The organism is Phycicoccus sonneratiae, assembly GCF_016887965.1.
GTDB lineage: Bacteria > Actinomycetota > Actinomycetes > Actinomycetales > Dermatophilaceae > Phycicoccus > Phycicoccus sonneratiae.
Genome location: NZ_JAFDVD010000013.1, coordinates 17314 through 31696, shown reverse-complemented (window position 1 = coordinate 31696; position 14383 = coordinate 17314). Strand labels below are relative to the sequence as shown.

Annotated in this window: 13 protein-coding genes and 1 riboswitch; of the genes, 8 read left to right on the top strand and 5 right to left on the bottom strand. The window is 74.1% G+C overall.

The window, feature by feature from the left end; genetic code table 11:
- From JQN70_RS12250 to JQN70_RS12225, 6 genes are all read left to right on the top strand, one after another.
- Positions 1 to 1890, top strand: coding sequence for an ABC transporter ATP-binding protein (locus JQN70_RS12250; RefSeq protein ID WP_204131638.1), 1890 nt, complete (start codon positions 1 to 3; stop codon positions 1888 to 1890).
- 89 nt (positions 1891 to 1979) lie between these two features.
- Positions 1980 to 3050, top strand: coding sequence for a LacI family DNA-binding transcriptional regulator (locus tag JQN70_RS12245; RefSeq protein ID WP_204131637.1), 1071 nt, complete (start codon positions 1980 to 1982; stop codon positions 3048 to 3050).
- Entirely contained in the window at positions 3043 to 4350 is a 1308-nt protein-coding gene (locus JQN70_RS12240) for a glucoamylase family protein (protein WP_204131636.1), read from the top strand. The genes JQN70_RS12245 and JQN70_RS12240 overlap by 8 nt, the downstream gene beginning before the upstream one ends.
- Positions 4351 to 4360: 10 nt before the next feature.
- On the top strand, positions 4361 to 5221 hold the full coding sequence (locus JQN70_RS12235; RefSeq protein ID WP_204131635.1) for an Fpg/Nei family DNA glycosylase: 861 nt from the start codon (positions 4361 to 4363) through the stop codon (positions 5219 to 5221).
- Between the two features lie 103 nt (positions 5222 to 5324).
- Complete coding sequence (locus JQN70_RS12230) at positions 5325 to 6308, top strand: hypothetical protein (protein WP_204131634.1); 984 nt, start codon at positions 5325 to 5327, stop codon at positions 6306 to 6308.
- A gap of 37 nt (positions 6309 to 6345) precedes the next feature.
- A complete protein-coding gene (locus JQN70_RS12225) occupies positions 6346 to 6681 on the top strand; it encodes a rhodanese-like domain-containing protein (protein WP_204131633.1) in 336 nt (111 codons plus the stop codon).
- Between the two features lie 27 nt (positions 6682 to 6708).
- On the opposite strand, the gene JQN70_RS12220 is transcribed toward JQN70_RS12225, so the two are convergent.
- Entirely contained in the window at positions 6709 to 7023 is a 315-nt protein-coding gene (locus JQN70_RS12220; RefSeq protein WP_204131632.1) for a DMT family transporter, read from the bottom strand.
- 10 nt (positions 7024 to 7033) lie between these two features.
- Positions 7034 to 7099, bottom strand: a riboswitch (guanidine-III (ykkC-III) riboswitch).
- 59 nt (positions 7100 to 7158) lie between these two features.
- The gene (locus JQN70_RS12215; protein ID WP_204131631.1) at positions 7159 to 8700 is read right to left on the bottom strand and encodes a M20/M25/M40 family metallo-hydrolase; all 1542 of its coding nucleotides are present in this window, start codon (positions 8698 to 8700) and stop codon (positions 7159 to 7161) included.
- 237 nt (positions 8701 to 8937) lie between these two features.
- Between JQN70_RS12215 and JQN70_RS12210 the strand changes: the two genes are divergently transcribed.
- Positions 8938 to 10149 (top strand): ATP-binding protein, encoded by a 1212-nt coding sequence (locus tag JQN70_RS12210; protein ID WP_204131630.1) that lies wholly within the window; start codon positions 8938 to 8940, stop codon positions 10147 to 10149.
- Between the two features lie 619 nt (positions 10150 to 10768).
- Here the strand turns inward: JQN70_RS12210 and JQN70_RS12205 are convergent.
- The gene (locus JQN70_RS12205; protein ID WP_204131629.1) at positions 10769 to 11728 is read right to left on the bottom strand and encodes a hypothetical protein; all 960 of its coding nucleotides are present in this window, start codon (positions 11726 to 11728) and stop codon (positions 10769 to 10771) included.
- A 260-nt stretch (positions 11729 to 11988) separates the two neighbouring features.
- Between JQN70_RS12205 and JQN70_RS12200 the strand changes: the two genes are divergently transcribed.
- Positions 11989 to 13236, top strand: coding sequence for an extracellular catalytic domain type 1 short-chain-length polyhydroxyalkanoate depolymerase (locus JQN70_RS12200; RefSeq protein ID WP_239111521.1), 1248 nt, complete (start codon positions 11989 to 11991; stop codon positions 13234 to 13236).
- On the opposite strand, the gene JQN70_RS12195 is transcribed toward JQN70_RS12200, so the two are convergent.
- Both JQN70_RS12195 and JQN70_RS12190 read right to left on the bottom strand, forming a co-directional pair.
- Entirely contained in the window at positions 13218 to 13790 is a 573-nt protein-coding gene (locus JQN70_RS12195; RefSeq protein WP_204131628.1) for a mycothiol transferase, read from the bottom strand. The two genes, JQN70_RS12200 and JQN70_RS12195, sit on opposite strands and share 19 nt — an antisense overlap.
- Positions 13787 to 14362, bottom strand: coding sequence for a dienelactone hydrolase family protein (locus JQN70_RS12190; RefSeq protein WP_204131627.1), 576 nt, complete (start codon positions 14360 to 14362; stop codon positions 13787 to 13789). The genes JQN70_RS12195 and JQN70_RS12190 overlap by 4 nt, the downstream gene beginning before the upstream one ends.
- Positions 14363 to 14383: the final 21 nt, after the last annotated feature.

Here is a 14383-nt window from a genome sequence, read left to right as displayed (position 1 = left end):
ATGACCACCGCCACCAGCCCCGACGCCCTGCTCGAGGTCGACGGCCTCTCGGTGCGCTACGAGCCGAAGCGCAACCCGTCGCTGACCGCCGTCTCCGACGTCTCGTTCTCGATCCGCCCCGGTGAGTTCGTGGGCCTCATCGGCGAGTCCGGGTCAGGAAAGACGACCCTCGGCACCGCGCTGCTGCGGCTGCTCGACCGGCCGGCCCGGATCAGCGAGGGCTCGGTGCGCCTCGACGGCACGGACATCACCGCCCTGTCCGAGGACGAGCTGCGGCCGCTGCGCTGGCGCGACGTCTCCACGGTGTTCCAGAGCAGCATGAACGCGCTCAACCCGGTGATCCGCGTCGAGGCCCAGTTCCGCGACGTCATCGAGGAGCACTCTGGGCTGCGCGGCGACGCCGTCACCGAGCGGGTTCGCGAGCTGTTCGACATGGTGATGATCGACCACCGGTTCATCCGCGCCTTCCCGCACGAGCTCTCCGGGGGGATGAAGCAGCGGGTCAACCTCGCGCTCGCCCTGGCCCTCGAGCCCAAGGTCGTCCTCCTCGACGAGCCGACGACCGGGCTCGACGTCGTCGTGCAGCACTCGATCCTCGAGAACATCCGCCGGCTGCAGCGGGAGAAGGGCTTCGCGGTCCTCTTCATCAGCCACGACATCGGCACCGTGCTCGACCTGTCCGACCGGATCCTCGTGATGTACGCGGGGCGGATCGTCGAGGAGAACGACGCCGCGTCGCTGCTGCGCGACCCGATGCACCCGTACACGAAGGGTCTGCTCGGCTCCTACAGCGACCCCCGCGCGGAGACCGTGCGCATCACGTACGTGCCGGGCCGGCTGCCGGACCTGACCAAGGACGTCACGGGCTGCCCGTTCGTCGCGCGCTGCCCGGAGCGGATCTCGCTGTGCGAGAGCGTGACCCCCGCGTTCGCGCCGCTCGCGGGTGGGGACGTCGCCTGCCACGTCGCCCGCGTGCAGCGCGGGGGCGAGGTCGACGGGCTCGCGGCCGCCGACGTCGGTGAGCCCACCCGCCGCTTCGCCGGCCCCGAGTTCGTCAAGACCGCGGCCGAGTCGACCGAGGCGCTCACCCGCCCGGCCCTGCTCTCCGTCGACTCCGTCGGGAAGACGTACGAGCGGCGCCGCGGCCTGAAGGTCGAGCGCACCGTCGCCGTCGACGACGTCTCCTTCGAGCTGCGCCGCGGCGAGGTGACCGCGCTCGTCGGCCAGAGCGGCAGCGGCAAGACGACGCTCGCCCGGCTGATCACCGGCGTCGACAAGCCGTCGACCGGCCGGATCGTCTTCCACGGTCCGGACGGCGAGCAGGAGGTCGCCGGCTTCCGCGGCCGGGCGCTGCGCGGCTACCGCAAGCACGTGCAGATGGTCTTCCAGGACCCGTACTCCTCGCTCAACCCCGCGAAGCGCATCGGGCAGGCGCTCGAGCGACCGCTCGTCAACCACCACGGCCTCTCCGGCCGGGCGCTGCGCGACCGGGTGCGCGAGCTGCTCGAGACCGTCGCCCTCACCCCCACCGAGCGCTTCGTCGACCGCTACCCGCACGAGCTCTCCGGCGGGCAGCGCCAGCGGGTCGTCATCGCCCGGGCGCTCGCGGCCGAGCCGGAGATCGTCATCGCCGACGAGCCGATCTCGAGCCTGGATGTCTCGATCCGCGCCGAGATCCTCGAGCTCCTCGGGTCGCTCGTGCGCGAGCACGACATGGGCATCCTCTACATCACCCACGACCTGCTGAGCGCCCGGATGCTCTCCGACGAGGTGCTCGTCCTCAACGACGGGCGGGTCGTGGAGCGCGGCCCGACCCTCGACGTCATCCGCTCGCCGCGCGACGAGTACACGCGCCGGCTGCTCGACGCCGTCCCGAACCCGTTCGGGTGACCGTCCTCGCCGCGGCGCCGTCGCGTCCCTCCGCTTCCGTTCGGCCCCTCCTCCCGGCAGGGTGGTCCCCGGCGGAAGGAGGCCCCGAGGTGCCGCAGGACGACGACGACCGGCCGGTGACGATCTACACCGTGGCGGCGCGCGCCGGGGTGTCCATCGCGACCGTCTCCCGGGTGCTCCAGGGCAGCACTCCGGCCTCGCCGATGACCCGCCGCAAGGTGCTGCGCGCGGTCGAGGAGCTCGACTACGTGCCGCTGCGCTCGTCACGTCCGGTCGAGGTGCCGCGGCACCAGACCCACGGCCTCGTCCTGCCCGGCCTCGTCGGGCCCTACTACTCCGAGCTGCTCAGCGGGTTCGAGGCGACCGCGGCCCAGTACGGGCAGTCGGTCGTCGTGCTGCTCGCCGGAGGCCCAGTGCCGCTCGAGGAGTCGCTGCGCGGGCTGCTCCAGCGGATCGACGGGGTCGTCATCGCGAACGACACGGTCGACGACGCGGTGGTGCGCACGATCTCGCGCTCGACCCCGACCGTGCTGCTGGCCCGCGACCCGGTGCAGGGGTGCGACGCCGTGCTCGCCGAGAACGAGCGCAGTGCCGCCGAGCTGACCAGCCACCTCGTCGGCCACGGCCGGCGCCACCTCGTCTTCGTCGGTGACACCGCCGACTCGCACGACGTCGGGCAGCGCTACGCCGGCTTCGTGGCCGCCCTGCGGCGGCGCCGGCTGCTCGAGGCCGCACCGCCGATCCGCGTCCGCCTCGAGGAGGCGTCGGCGCCCGAGGTCGTCGACGCCGTCCTCTCCTCGGCCGAGCCGGTCGACGGGCTGCTCTGCGCCAACGACGAGCTCGCGGTGTCGGTGATGGCGCTGCTCGCGCGGCACGGGGTGCGGGTGCCGGAGGACCTCGCGGTCACCGGCTTCGACGACATCATGACCTCGCGCTACGTCCGGCCGGGGCTGACCACCGCCCAGCAGCCGACCCGCGCGATCGGCCGGTGGGCGGCCATCCGCCTCCACGAACGGATCGAGGGGCGCACCGAGGACGTCGAGCCGCTCGTCATCCCCACCCGCATCGTCCTGCGTGGGTCGTGCGGCTGCCCGTGGGACGGTCCGTCGCTGCCGACCCCGCCCGCGGCTGCCGTCGCCGAGGCGGGTGCCGGTGCCTGACGCCCTGCTGCGACGGTGGGCCGGCGAGACGTGGACCTCGCTCGCCGCCATGACCGACGAGCGCACCGGCCTGCCCGCCGACTCGGTACGCGACGACCTCGACCCCAGCAGCCGGTCGGGGTACACGTCGCCGACGAACATCGGTGGACTGCTGTGGAGCACGGTGGCCGCGCGCGACGTCGGGGTCATCGACGCCGGCGAGTGCCGCGACCGCTGCGCCCGGACGCTGGCCACGGTCGAGCGGCTGGAGCACCACCCGGACGCGGGGACGATCGCCAACTGGGTCGACGAGGGCACCGGAGAGGTGCTGCGCGAGGACCCCGACGGCGGGCGGCGCATCGTGCCGTTCCACTCCTCGGTCGACAACGGCTGGCTGGCGGCGGGGCTGCTCGTCGTCGCGGCGGCCGTCCCCGAGCTGGCCGCGCAGGCCGGTGCCCTGCGGGGGCGGATGGACCTCGGGGCGTTCCACGACCCGTCGGCCGGGCCGCCGGGCCCGGGTGGACGCCTGCGAGGAGGGTTCTGGGAGAGCGATCCCGGTGAGCCCACCGTCGTCGCCTCCTACCTCGACGGTGCGGCGCCCGTGCACCACACTCCACACCACTACGACCACCTCGACAGCGAGCCGCGCATCGCCTCCTACGCCGGGATCGCCGGTGGCGACATCCCCGCGGAGCACTACGCGGCGATGTCGGCGACCGTGCTGCGGTGGCGGGGGCGTGACGTCGTCCCGACGTGGGGCGGCTCGATGTTCGAGGCGCTGATGCCCGACCTCTTCGTGCCCGAGGAGGAGTGGGCTCCCGGGTTCTGGGGCAGGTCCCACCCGGCGACCGTGGCGTCGCACCGGGAGCACGCGGCCGAGCAGGGCTGGACCGTCTGGGGCTTCTCGCCGTGTGCCCGCCCGGTCGAGGGGTACTCGGTGTTCGGCGTGCCCGGCATCGCGCTCGCGCCGGAGGGCTACCCGAGCACGACCGAGGACGGCGACCCCGTCGCGACCCCGCACGCGGCGGCCCTCGCCCTGCTGCACGAGCCCGAGGAGGCCGCGGCCTGCCTGGCCCGGTTCGAGGACATCGGCTGCCACGGCGCCGGCGGCTTCGTCGACTCGGTCGGGCTGCGCTCCGGCCGGACGGCCGGCCGGTACCTCTCGCTCGACCAGTCGATGGTGATGGCCGCGCTGGCCCACGCCCTCGACGCCTCGCCGCGGCGGTGGTTCGCGACCCCCGAGGCGAGCGCGGTGCTCGAGCCCGTCGTCGCCGCGCGCCCCTGGCCCGGGGAGGCCCCGGGGGACGGCGCCGGACGGTAGCGTCGGGCCCATGCCCGAGCTGCCGGAGGTGCAGGCGCTGGCCGACTTCCTCGGCCGGCGCACCGACGGGCTCGTCGTCACCGGCGTCGAGCTCGGGTCGTTCGCGGTCCTCAAGACCTTCACGCCACCCCCGGACGCCCTCGTCGGCGCACCGGTCGACGGCGTCGGCCGCCACGGGAAGTTCCTCGACCTCGACTGCGGCGGAACCCATCTCGTGTTCCACCTGGCCCGGGCCGGATGGCTGCGGTGGTCCGACGCGATGCCCGCCACCGTGCTGCGGCCCGGCAAGTCCCCCATCGCCCTGCGCGTGCGCTTCGACGACGGCTCGGGCTTCGACCTCACCGAGGCCGGGACCAAGAAGGGGCTGGCGGCCTACGTCGTCAACCGGGTGGAGGACGTGCCGCGCATCGCCTCGCTCGGGCCCGACCCGCTCGCCGACGAGTTCACCGAGGAGGTCTTCGCGGCCCTCCTCGCCGACCACCGGATGCAGGTGAAGGGCCTGCTGCGCGACCAGGCGCTCATCGCCGGCGTCGGCAACGCCTACTCCGACGAGATCCTCCACGTCGCCAAGCTCTCGCCGTTCGCCATCGCCGCCAAGCTCGAGCCCGAGCAGGTCACCCGGCTCTACACCGCCCTGCGCGAGACGCTCGCCGCGGCGGTCGCGACCGCCTCCGGCAAGCCGGCCAAGGAGCTCAAGGACGCCAAGCGCGCGGGCATGCGGGTGCACGGCCGCACCGGCGAGGTGTGCCCCGAGTGCGGTGACGTCGTCCGCGAGGTCTCCTTCGCCGACTCCTCGCTCCAGTACTGCGCCACCTGCCAGACCGGCGGCAAGCCGCTCGCCGACCGGCGCACGAGCAAGTTCCTCAAGTAGCCGACGGGGAGCGCTCCCCTCGCCCTGCGGCCCGCCCGCCGATACGCTGCCCGTGTCCGAGCGCGTCGGGGGGAGACCGGCGCCCGAGGGGGAGGAAGAACCCATGACCGCACACCCGTCCACCCGTCCGACCCGGCGCCTGGTCCGGCGCGGTCTCGCCGGCGTCGCCGCCGTCGCGGCGACCGTCCTCGCGCTGCCGGCGCCGGCCGCGCAGGCCGCCTGCCCGGCGGGCGACCAGTGCACCGCCCTGCCGGACGTCAACGCCCGCAAGGTCGTGCTGGCCGCGACCCTCGACCCCTGGCGCACCGACGACGTCAAGACGCCCGGTGCCTCCACCAGCGTCCTGCGCGTCGAGCGGGCGCTCGTCGCCGACGGCCTGCTCGCCTCGACGTACGCCGACGGCTACTGGGGCACCACGACGACCGCGGCGTGGGGCAGGTACGAGAAGTCCATCGGGCAGAACGGGATCCACACCCGCAACGGACTGCCCAGCCCGGCCGAGCTGCGGAAGTTCGGCGCCGGCCGGTTCGACGTCGTCAAGTCCTACGACGTCGGTGGCCGGGTCACGGTCGCCAAGGCCCCCGCCGGCAACAGCGACGACGGCACCGAGGTCGTCAACCGGCGCACCCTCGACATGTTCCTCGAGGCCCAGCGCAACATGGTCCGCCGCGGCGACGTCGGCAAGGACATGACGATCACCCAGGGCAGCTACTGCGACGCCTCCTGTGCCCCGGAGTCCTTCGGCACGCACGACGGCGGCGGCATCATCGACGTCCGCATCATCGACACGAACGCCACCGGCGTGGCCAAGCGCCTCGCGGCCCTGCGCGAGGTCGGCTTCGCGGCGTGGGAGCGGAGCAACCACATCCACGCGGTCGCGCTCAACGACTACCAGATGGCCTGGGCCGTGCACGGGGTCGGCGGGGCGCCCGCTCCGATCGTCGACGACGGGTGGACCGGCTACTGCCAGGTCTACGAGTGGGTCTACAAGGGCGACGGGCTGGGGCACTGCGACCAGCGGGTCCCGTCCACCTCCGCGCAGCGCACCGTCGTCACGTGGGAGGACTACCTCGCGGCGAAGGGCTGATCGCCCCCGCGGCGGCCGGCTCTGCGATGCTGTCGCGATGAGCGAGTTCCCCGACGTGCCCGTGTCCGCCCTGCCCGACGACGCCGTCGTGCTCGACATCCGCGAGCAGGACGAGTGGGACCTCGGGCACGCGCCGTCGGCGGTGCACATCCCGATGAGCCAGCTGCCGGAGCGGGTCGACGAGCTCGCGCCGTTCCTCGACCGCGACGACCCGCTGGTCATCACCTGCCGGTCGGGCGGGCGCGTGCAGCGCGTCATGCCGTGGTTGGCCCAGCAGGGCTACGAGGTCGCCAACCTCGAGGGCGGCATGCGCGCGTGGCACGCTGCCGGCCGTCCGATGGAGGCCGCCGCCGGCGAACCCACGGTCTCCTGACGGGCGGCCGCCGTCGGGGGCGAGGCGTCAGTGGACGAGCTTGAGCCCGACGACGCAGCCGACGATGCCGAGCACGAGCAGCACCCGCAGCAGTGACACCGGCTCCTCGCCGGACGCCATGGCGACCGACACGGTGAGGACCGCGCCGATGCCCACCCACACGGCGTAGGCGGTGCCGACGGGCAGGTCGCGCATGGCCCACCCGAGGCCGCCCATGCTCGCGACGAGCGCGACGACGAAGACGGCCGCCGGTACCGGGCGGCTCAGCCCCTCGGACCGGCCGAGGGCGGTGGCCCAGACGGCCTCGAGGACACCGGAGAGGACGAGGACGACCCACGACATGACGAGCTCCTGCGGGCCGTCTTGTCGCGTCGCCGGGTACGGCACCCCTCGTCCGGGAGCCCGACACGGGCTCTGACCCGAGGGTCGCACGCCCCGCGGTCCCGGGCAAACCCGCCCGGGACCGCGGGTGACCGGTCAGGCGCGGAACCCGTCGAACACGCGGTACATGAAGTCGGTGCCGCGCTCCAGCGCGTCGACGTAGATCCGCTCGTCGTTGCCGTGCATCCCGATCAGCTGGTCGTCGTCGATGACGTACGGGTACACGCCGTAGCCGGGGATGCCCCGCTCGCGCCACGGCCCGAGGCTCGTCCCGGCCTCGAACAGCGCGGGCGAGAACACGGCCCCGGGGTAGGTGCGCTGCGCCGCCCGCTCGATGGCGTGGAAGAGCGGGGTGTCGAGCGAGGCCGGGGCGGTCGCCCAGGTCTCGTCGAGCTGGTCGAGGTAGTCGGCCTCGCTCGTCCCCTCCGGCGCCCCGAGTCGGACCTCGATGTCCTTGCCGCGCAGCGTCTTCCGCAGCCGGGCCACGAAGTCGCGCGGCTTCTCGCCGCCGGGGATCCCCCGGCAGTTGACGCGGACGTGGGCCTCGGACGGGATGACGTTCTCCTTGTACCCCGCGTCCTCGATGACGAAGGCGGCGGTGGTGCGCAGCAGGGCGGAGTGCAGGTACGGGTAGTCGGAGTACTTGACCACCAGCGACGCGGCCCGTTCGCGGACCTTCGTGCTGTGCGTGCCCAGCATCAGCCGGATCGCCCCGGCGAGCCGGCGGTCGTCGGTCGCGCGGGCGAGCGCCGAGAAGTACTCGCGGGTGACGGCGGTCAGGTGGACCGGGGCGAGGTCGTCGCCGATGTCGGCCACGGCCCTGGACAGCGAGACGATCGCGGAGTCGGGGATCGGCTTGGACGAGTGCGTGGCCGTGCCCGAGGCGTAGAGGTCGAGGTTGAAGTAGACCTTGTCCTGGCGGGTGACGGTGACGAGCATCGGTGTGCGGCCGTTCGACTGGGCGAGGAACCATCCGCCCTCGGTGAGCACCATCCCCGCGTCGAGCTTGTCCCAGTGGTTCTCCGCGAGCCAACCGGACCCGTACTGGCCGGCCTCCTCGTCGCAGTCGGTGAGGACGATGACGTCGCGCTCGAAGCGGTGGCCCTGCTGCACGTGGCGCAGCAGGCCGGCGACGGTCGCCGCGTTCGCGCCCTTCATGTCCAGCGCCCCGCGCCCGTAGATCTCGCCGCCCTCGACGACGGCCGCGAAGGGGTCGACCGACCAGTTCTCGCGCTCGACGGGGACCACGTCGGAGTGGCCGAGCAGCAGGAGGGGACGGGCCGAGGACGTGCCCTTGATCCGGGCGATGAGGTGCACGTTGTCGGGCTGGGGGGTCGGGATGATCTCGGACGGGACGCCGGCCCCGTCCCAGACACCCTTGAGCCACTCGGCGTGGGCGCGCGTCTTCCCGCCCTCGCCGAAGTTCTGGGTGTCGAAGCCGATCATCCGGCGCAGCAGGTCGAGCGGCTTCGGGGCGGCGGCCGCCGCGCGCGGTCCGGCGAGGGGACGGGCGAGGGCGTCGGCCCCGCCGAGCAGTCCGGTCGCGGCCAGGGCGGCGGCACCGCCGGCGCCGGTGAGCAGGGAGCGCCGGCCGAGCCGGCCGCCCTCGAGGATCGGGTGGGTGGTCTGCGGTGTCATCGTGCGGGTCCTTCCACGTCGTCGTGCAGGTCCGGGGCCGTCTCGACCCTCCCCGCGGGCCGCGGACGGCATCCCCGCAGGTCCGGGCGCTGCGACGAACGGTGGCCGCCGTGGTGCGAGCGGTCGGGGGCGGCCCGACCGGTGCTGACATGGGTGGGGGTTTGTCCGTCGCGCGACACGATCGGGGTGTCTGCGGATGTATCGGATGAACGCTAGAGAACCGCATACGCTGCGATCGTGGACCCGATCCGGAACCCCTACGCCCCCGGCGCCGGGCAGCGCCCGCCCGAGCTCGCCGGCCGCGACGAGCAGCTCGATGCCTTCGACGTCGTCCTCGAGCGGGTGGCGCGCGGGCGCCCGGAGCGCTCGGTCGTCCTCACCGGGCTGCGCGGTGTCGGCAAGACCGTGCTGCTCAACGCCCTGCGCTCGGCCGCGGTGCGTGCGGGCTGGGGCACCGGCAAGCTCGAGGCCCGCCCCGAGCAGTCGCTGCGTAGGCCGCTGTCGAGCGCCCTGCACCAGGCGGTGCGCGAGCTCGGGCCGGCCGGGGGCGCCGGGGAGCATGCCCTCGGCGTCGTCCGGTCCTTCGCGCAGCGCGAGACCGCCGGGGCCGGGACCGGGCGGGGCGCCCCGAAGCTGCGCGACCGCTGGAACCCCGGCATCCAGGTGCCGGCGGTCGCCGGGCGGGCCGACTCCGGCGACATCGAGATCGACCTCGTCGAGCTCCTCTCCGACCTCGGCGGGATGGCCGCCGACACCGGCCGCGGCATCGCCGTGTTCATCGACGAGATGCAGGACCTCGGTCCCGAGGACGTCTCGGCGCTCTGCGCGGCGGCCCACGAGATCAGCCAGACCGGGCTGCCGCTCGTCGTCGTCGGGGCGGGCCTGCCGCACCTCCCGGCGGTGCTGTCGGCGTCGAAGTCGTACTCGGAGAGGCTGTTCCGCTACTCGCGCATCGACCGGCTCGACCGTGCGGCGGCGGATGCAGCGCTCGTTCGCCCGGCGGAGGAGGAAGGTGCGGCGTACGAGCCGGCGGCCCTCGACGCGATGTACGCCGCCACCGGTGGCTACCCGTACTTCATCCAGGCGTACGGGAAAGCGGTGTGGGACAGGGCCCCCGGGTCGCCCATCACCCCGGCCGACGTCGAGGTCGCGGCACCCGAGGCGGACTCCGAGCTGGCGGTCGGGTTCTTCGGGTCGCGGTTCGAGCGTGCGACGCCCGGTGAGCGCGAGTACCTGCGCGCCATGGCCGAGGTCGCGGCGGGGGCGCCGGACGGTGAGACGGAGGCGGTCGCGACCTCGGAGGTGGCGGCCCACCTCGGCCGCAAGCCGCAGTCGCTCTCGCCCGCGCGCGACGCCCTGCTCAAGAAGGGTCTCATCTACTCGGGCGAGCGCGGGCTCATCGCCTTCACGGTCCCGCACTTCGGCCGTTACCTGCGCGACCACACCTGAGCAGCGACGACCGCGTCGGCTCACAACACACCAAGACGCTGCGGTGATGCACAGGGCGGCACATAGCCCGCCCGCTGCATCACCACGTCGCGCCGGATCGTCGGTGGGTGCGACTGGGTCGGCGGTCCGTCCGCTGCCCGGCGGCGCGGGCTCAGAAGGGCGGGGTGTCGGGCCGGGGTGAGCCGGCGCGCCACCGCCGGGGGTGCGGAACCGGTCCGAGGTCGACGGGTCGGCTCGGGTGGCGCACGTCGACGCGACAGTTTGCCGCGCGTCGCCCGTGGGGGCCGCCCAGCTGCGCCTCGAGGAGGTGCTCGAGGTCGCTGTGGGGTCCGTCGGGGACGACCTGGCTCGGTCGGGCCGTCGGTGGTGGTTCGAGGTCGGGGTTCGGCAGACCGCGGGGCAGGGGAACGTGCCGGTGGTCGGGCGGATCCGTGCTGCGGACCCGGCCGGTGGGGTCGGTGACGGTGTAGGTGCCGTCGGCGCCGAGGTGGGTGCGCCAGCCGGGGCGCTGCTTGACCCGGTGGTGGCGGCGGCAGAGGCAGACGAGGTTGGCGGCGCTGGTGGGACCGGCGGGCCACGCGACGACGTGGTCGAGGTCGCAGAACCGGGCGGTGACCGATCAGCCGGGGAAGCGGCAGCGGGTGTCGCGGGCGCGGACGAACGCGGCGAGCGTCGCCGCCGGGCGGTACGCGGTCGTGGAGAGCGACCCGTCGGGGTCCGTGAACGCACCCGAGACGGGGTGGGCGGTGTGCTCCACGACGACCGTGGTGACGGTCGCCTGCTGCAGGACGAGGTCGGTGAGGGCCTTGGCTCGGGCCCGGTCGAGGCGTCGACACACACCCTCGGCGACGTACTGCTGGGCGAGGGCGTCGATCGCGGCCCACGCGCCGCGGGCCTCCTCGGAGGGGAAGGTGCCGAGCCAGGTGTCGACACCGGGTTCGTCGACCCACCGCCTCAGCCCGGACTCCGCGCGGGCCCGGGCGGCCCGCTGCCGGAGCAGGTCCGGGGAGACCTTCGCCAGCAGCCGGTGGGCTCTGCGCCGCAGTCGGGTGGCGTCGTCGGTGTGGAACCAGGGGTCGAGGGCGGCGACGACGGTGACGGCGACCTCGGGCGGGCACTCCTCGAGCTCGTGCGCGACGACCTGGGCGCGGTACCCGTCCAGCCGGCCGGCCCGCATCGCGGCGTGCAACCCGCCGAGCCCGGTGCAGGTGGCGGTGCCGTCCGGTCCGTCGGCGGTCCGGCGGACCGCGTCCCGGACCCGCCGCTCGGCCTGGTTCGCGGACAGGCACAGGACGCCGGAGACGATGGCCGGGGTGTCGAGCGCCACGTGCCCCGGAGCCTTGCGGACCTCGACGACCGTGCCGTCCTCGGCCCGCTCCGCGTCGAGGGCGGCCAGCGCGACGACCACCTCGTCCTGCACCGCGCTCGCCTCGTTCACCAGCCCCTGCAAGGCCCCGAGCACGTCGGCCCACGCCTCCAGCGACCCACTCGGACCGCCGACGGAAAGGAGGGACGCCAGCGCTGCCCGCGCGAGGCCGACGGCGCCGAGGACGTCCTGCGCTGTCGCTGCGGTGGCCATCGGCTCCCCCTCCCCTCGTGCCCCGTTCCTACCCCGGAGGACCGACACAAGGCGTCATCCACAGCCCCTATTGCGCTGCACCACAACATCTTTCGTCCCACCATACCTGACCGACGCAGTCGTCCCACGCTGCGCACGGGTGTCGCCGGAGTCCACCCGCGACCGCTCGTCCTGGGGCCGCGCACCACCCCACGACCACGATGCCGGTGCCACGGTGGCCGGACCGGCGTCGACGGAGCCGCCGGGAACGGAGGCAGACGATGACGTCCACCCACCCACCGACCCGCGCGGCCGCCCTCGGGCGCAGCCTCGTCCTCATGGCGGCCCTCGCCGTCCTCGGGGCCGTCGGGCTCGTCGTGACCACCTCGCCGCCCGCACGTGCGGCGACCCTCCAGCAGGTCACCGGATTCGGGTCGAATCCCGGTGCGCTGGCGATGTACTCGTACCGACCGGATGGCCTGCCCGCCGGCGCCCCCCTCGTCGTCGAGCTGCACGGCTGCACGCAGGACGCCTCGACGTACTTCTCGCACTCCGGGTGGCGCGAGCTCGCCGACCGGTACGGGTTCGCGCTCGTGCTCGCCCAGCAGAGCAGCAGCAACAACTCGAGCTCCTGCTTCAACTGGTTCCAGGCGGGCGACACCGCGCGCGGGCAGGGCGAGGCGCTGAGCATCAAGCAGATGACCGACTTCGCCGTCTCGAGCTACGGCCTCGACGCGTCCCGCGCCTACGTCACCGGGCTCTCGGCCGGCGCCGCGATGACCGCCGTCATGCTCGCGACCTACCCCGACACCTACGCGGGCGGCTCGATCAACGCCGGTCTGCCGTACCGCTGCGCGACGAGCACCCTCGACGCCTTCTCGTGCATGAACCCCGGCGTCGACAAGAGCCCGGCGGCGTGGGGCGACCTCGTCCGGGCCGCCGCGCCGGGGTACACCGGCCCGCGTCCGCTCGTCTCCATCTGGCAGGGGACGTCCGACACGACGGTCGCCCCGATGAACGCCACCGAGCTGCGCGACCAGTTCACCGACGTCGCCGGCGTCTCGCAGACCCCGACGTCCACCGGGACGGTCGCGAGCGGCGTCACCGTCGAGGACCACGCCGGGAAGGTGCGCGTCACGCGGGTGCAGGGCATGGGGCACGGCACCGCCGTCGACCCGGGCAGCGGGACGACCCAGTGCGGCACGGCCGGCGCGTACTTCATCGACACCTCCGTGTGCGCCGCCTACCAGGACGCGCGCTTCTTCGGGCTCGACGCCGGAGGCTCCTCGCCCTCGCCCACCGCCACCCCGACGTCCACCCCGACCGCGACGCCGACGAGCACCCCGACGACGTCCCCGACGGCCACCTGCGTCACCGCCTCGACCTACGCCCACGTCAGCGCGGGACGGGCGCACCAGTCCGGCGGGTACGCGTACGCCAACGGCTCGGAGCAGAACCTCGGCCTCTACAACACCTTCTACACCGCGACGCTGCGGCAGACCGCCTCCGGCTACTGGGGGGGCTGCTGAGGAGGGACCCAGTGCTCGGGCGGGTCCTCACCGGTCCGTCCGTCGACCGCCTCGCGGATGAGGTCGGCGTGGCCGGTGCGCCGCCCGTACTCCTCGAGCAGGTCGAGCAGGAGGCGGCGGACGCTCGCGTGGCGGCCGTCGGGCATCGCGACGTGTGCCTCGCCGTCCGGCCCGCGCTCGGCCAGTGCCTCGGCGAACCGGGCCCGGGAGCGTTCCACCGCCGCGTCGTAGCCGGCGTAGAGGTCGGCCGGGTCGTCGTCGCGGGCGGAGGTGAACTCCCAGCCGTCGTCGGTGTCCCACCCGTTGTCGTCCCAGACCGCGGGCAGCGGTGTGCCGGAGAGCTTCCGGCTGGAGTACGTGTCCTCGGCGACGGCGAGGTGCTTGAGCAGGCCGCCGAGGGTGAGCGTGGAGGACGGCAGGCCCGTGGCCAGACCCGACGCGTCGAGCCCGTCGGCCTTCCAGCGGAACGTCATCCGCTGCCGGTCGAGCGCGCCGAGCAGCTGCTCGACCTCGGTGCCGGCGAGCGGCGGCTCCCACGGCGGGTCGGCGCTCACCCCAGCCGCCCGAGCAGCTCGAGCGAGCGGTCGAGGACGAGCCGGGTGGCGTCGGCGTCGTACGTCGGGAGCGTGGAGTCGGTGAAGAGGTGCACCGATCCCGGGTAGGCGAACACCTCGACGTCGTCGCGGCCGGCGGCGAACTCGCGCGCGGCGTCGAGGTCGCCCTCCTCCCCGAAGAAGGGGTCGTGCTCCATGCCGTGCACCTGGGCGGGCACCCCGTCCGGCCAGGTGCCGAAGTTCTCGGGGGCGGCGAAGGCCTCGTAGAGCAGGGCGGCGCGCACGCCGGGGCGATTCTGCGCCAGCTGCTGTGCGGCCATCACCCCGAGCGAGATCCCGGCGACGACGAGGTCGTCGGGCAGCCCCTCGGCCGCGGCGACACCGCGGGCCCGGACGACGTCGAACCCGACGGACCGGGCGAAGTCGGCGCCCTCGTCGAGGGTCGCGAAGGTCCGGCCCTCGAAGAGGTCGGGGGTGTGGACGGTGTGGCCGCCCGCCCGCAGGCCGTCGGCGAGCCCGGTGACGCCGGCGGTCAGGCCGTGGAGGTGGTGGAGCAGCAGGATGTCGGTCATCCGGCCACCCTAGGGAGGGTT

Bases quoted from the DNA above. Each gene is read 5' to 3' on its own strand.
- JQN70_RS12250 (WP_204131638.1), top strand. From the start codon at position 1: ATGACCACCGCCACCAGCCCCGACGCCCTGCTCGAGGTCGACGGCCTC.
- JQN70_RS12235 (WP_204131635.1), top strand. From the start codon at position 4,361: ATGCCCGAGCTGCCGGAGGTGCAGGCGCTGGCCGACTTCCTCGGCCGG.
- JQN70_RS12230 (WP_204131634.1), top strand. From the start codon at position 5,325: ATGACCGCACACCCGTCCACCCGTCCGACCCGGCGCCTGGTCCGGCGC.
- JQN70_RS12225 (WP_204131633.1), top strand. From the start codon at position 6,346: ATGAGCGAGTTCCCCGACGTGCCCGTGTCCGCCCTGCCCGACGACGCC.
- JQN70_RS12220 (WP_204131632.1), bottom strand. From the start codon at position 7,023: ATGTCGTGGGTCGTCCTCGTCCTCTCCGGTGTCCTCGAGGCCGTCTGG.
- JQN70_RS12215 (WP_204131631.1), bottom strand. From the start codon at position 8,700: ATGACACCGCAGACCACCCACCCGATCCTCGAGGGCGGCCGGCTCGGC.
- JQN70_RS12205 (WP_204131629.1), bottom strand. From the start codon at position 11,728: ATGGCCACCGCAGCGACAGCGCAGGACGTCCTCGGCGCCGTCGGCCTC.
- JQN70_RS12200 (WP_239111521.1), top strand. From the start codon at position 11,989: ATGACGTCCACCCACCCACCGACCCGCGCGGCCGCCCTCGGGCGCAGC.
- JQN70_RS12190 (WP_204131627.1), bottom strand. From the start codon at position 14,362: ATGACCGACATCCTGCTGCTCCACCACCTCCACGGCCTGACCGCCGGC.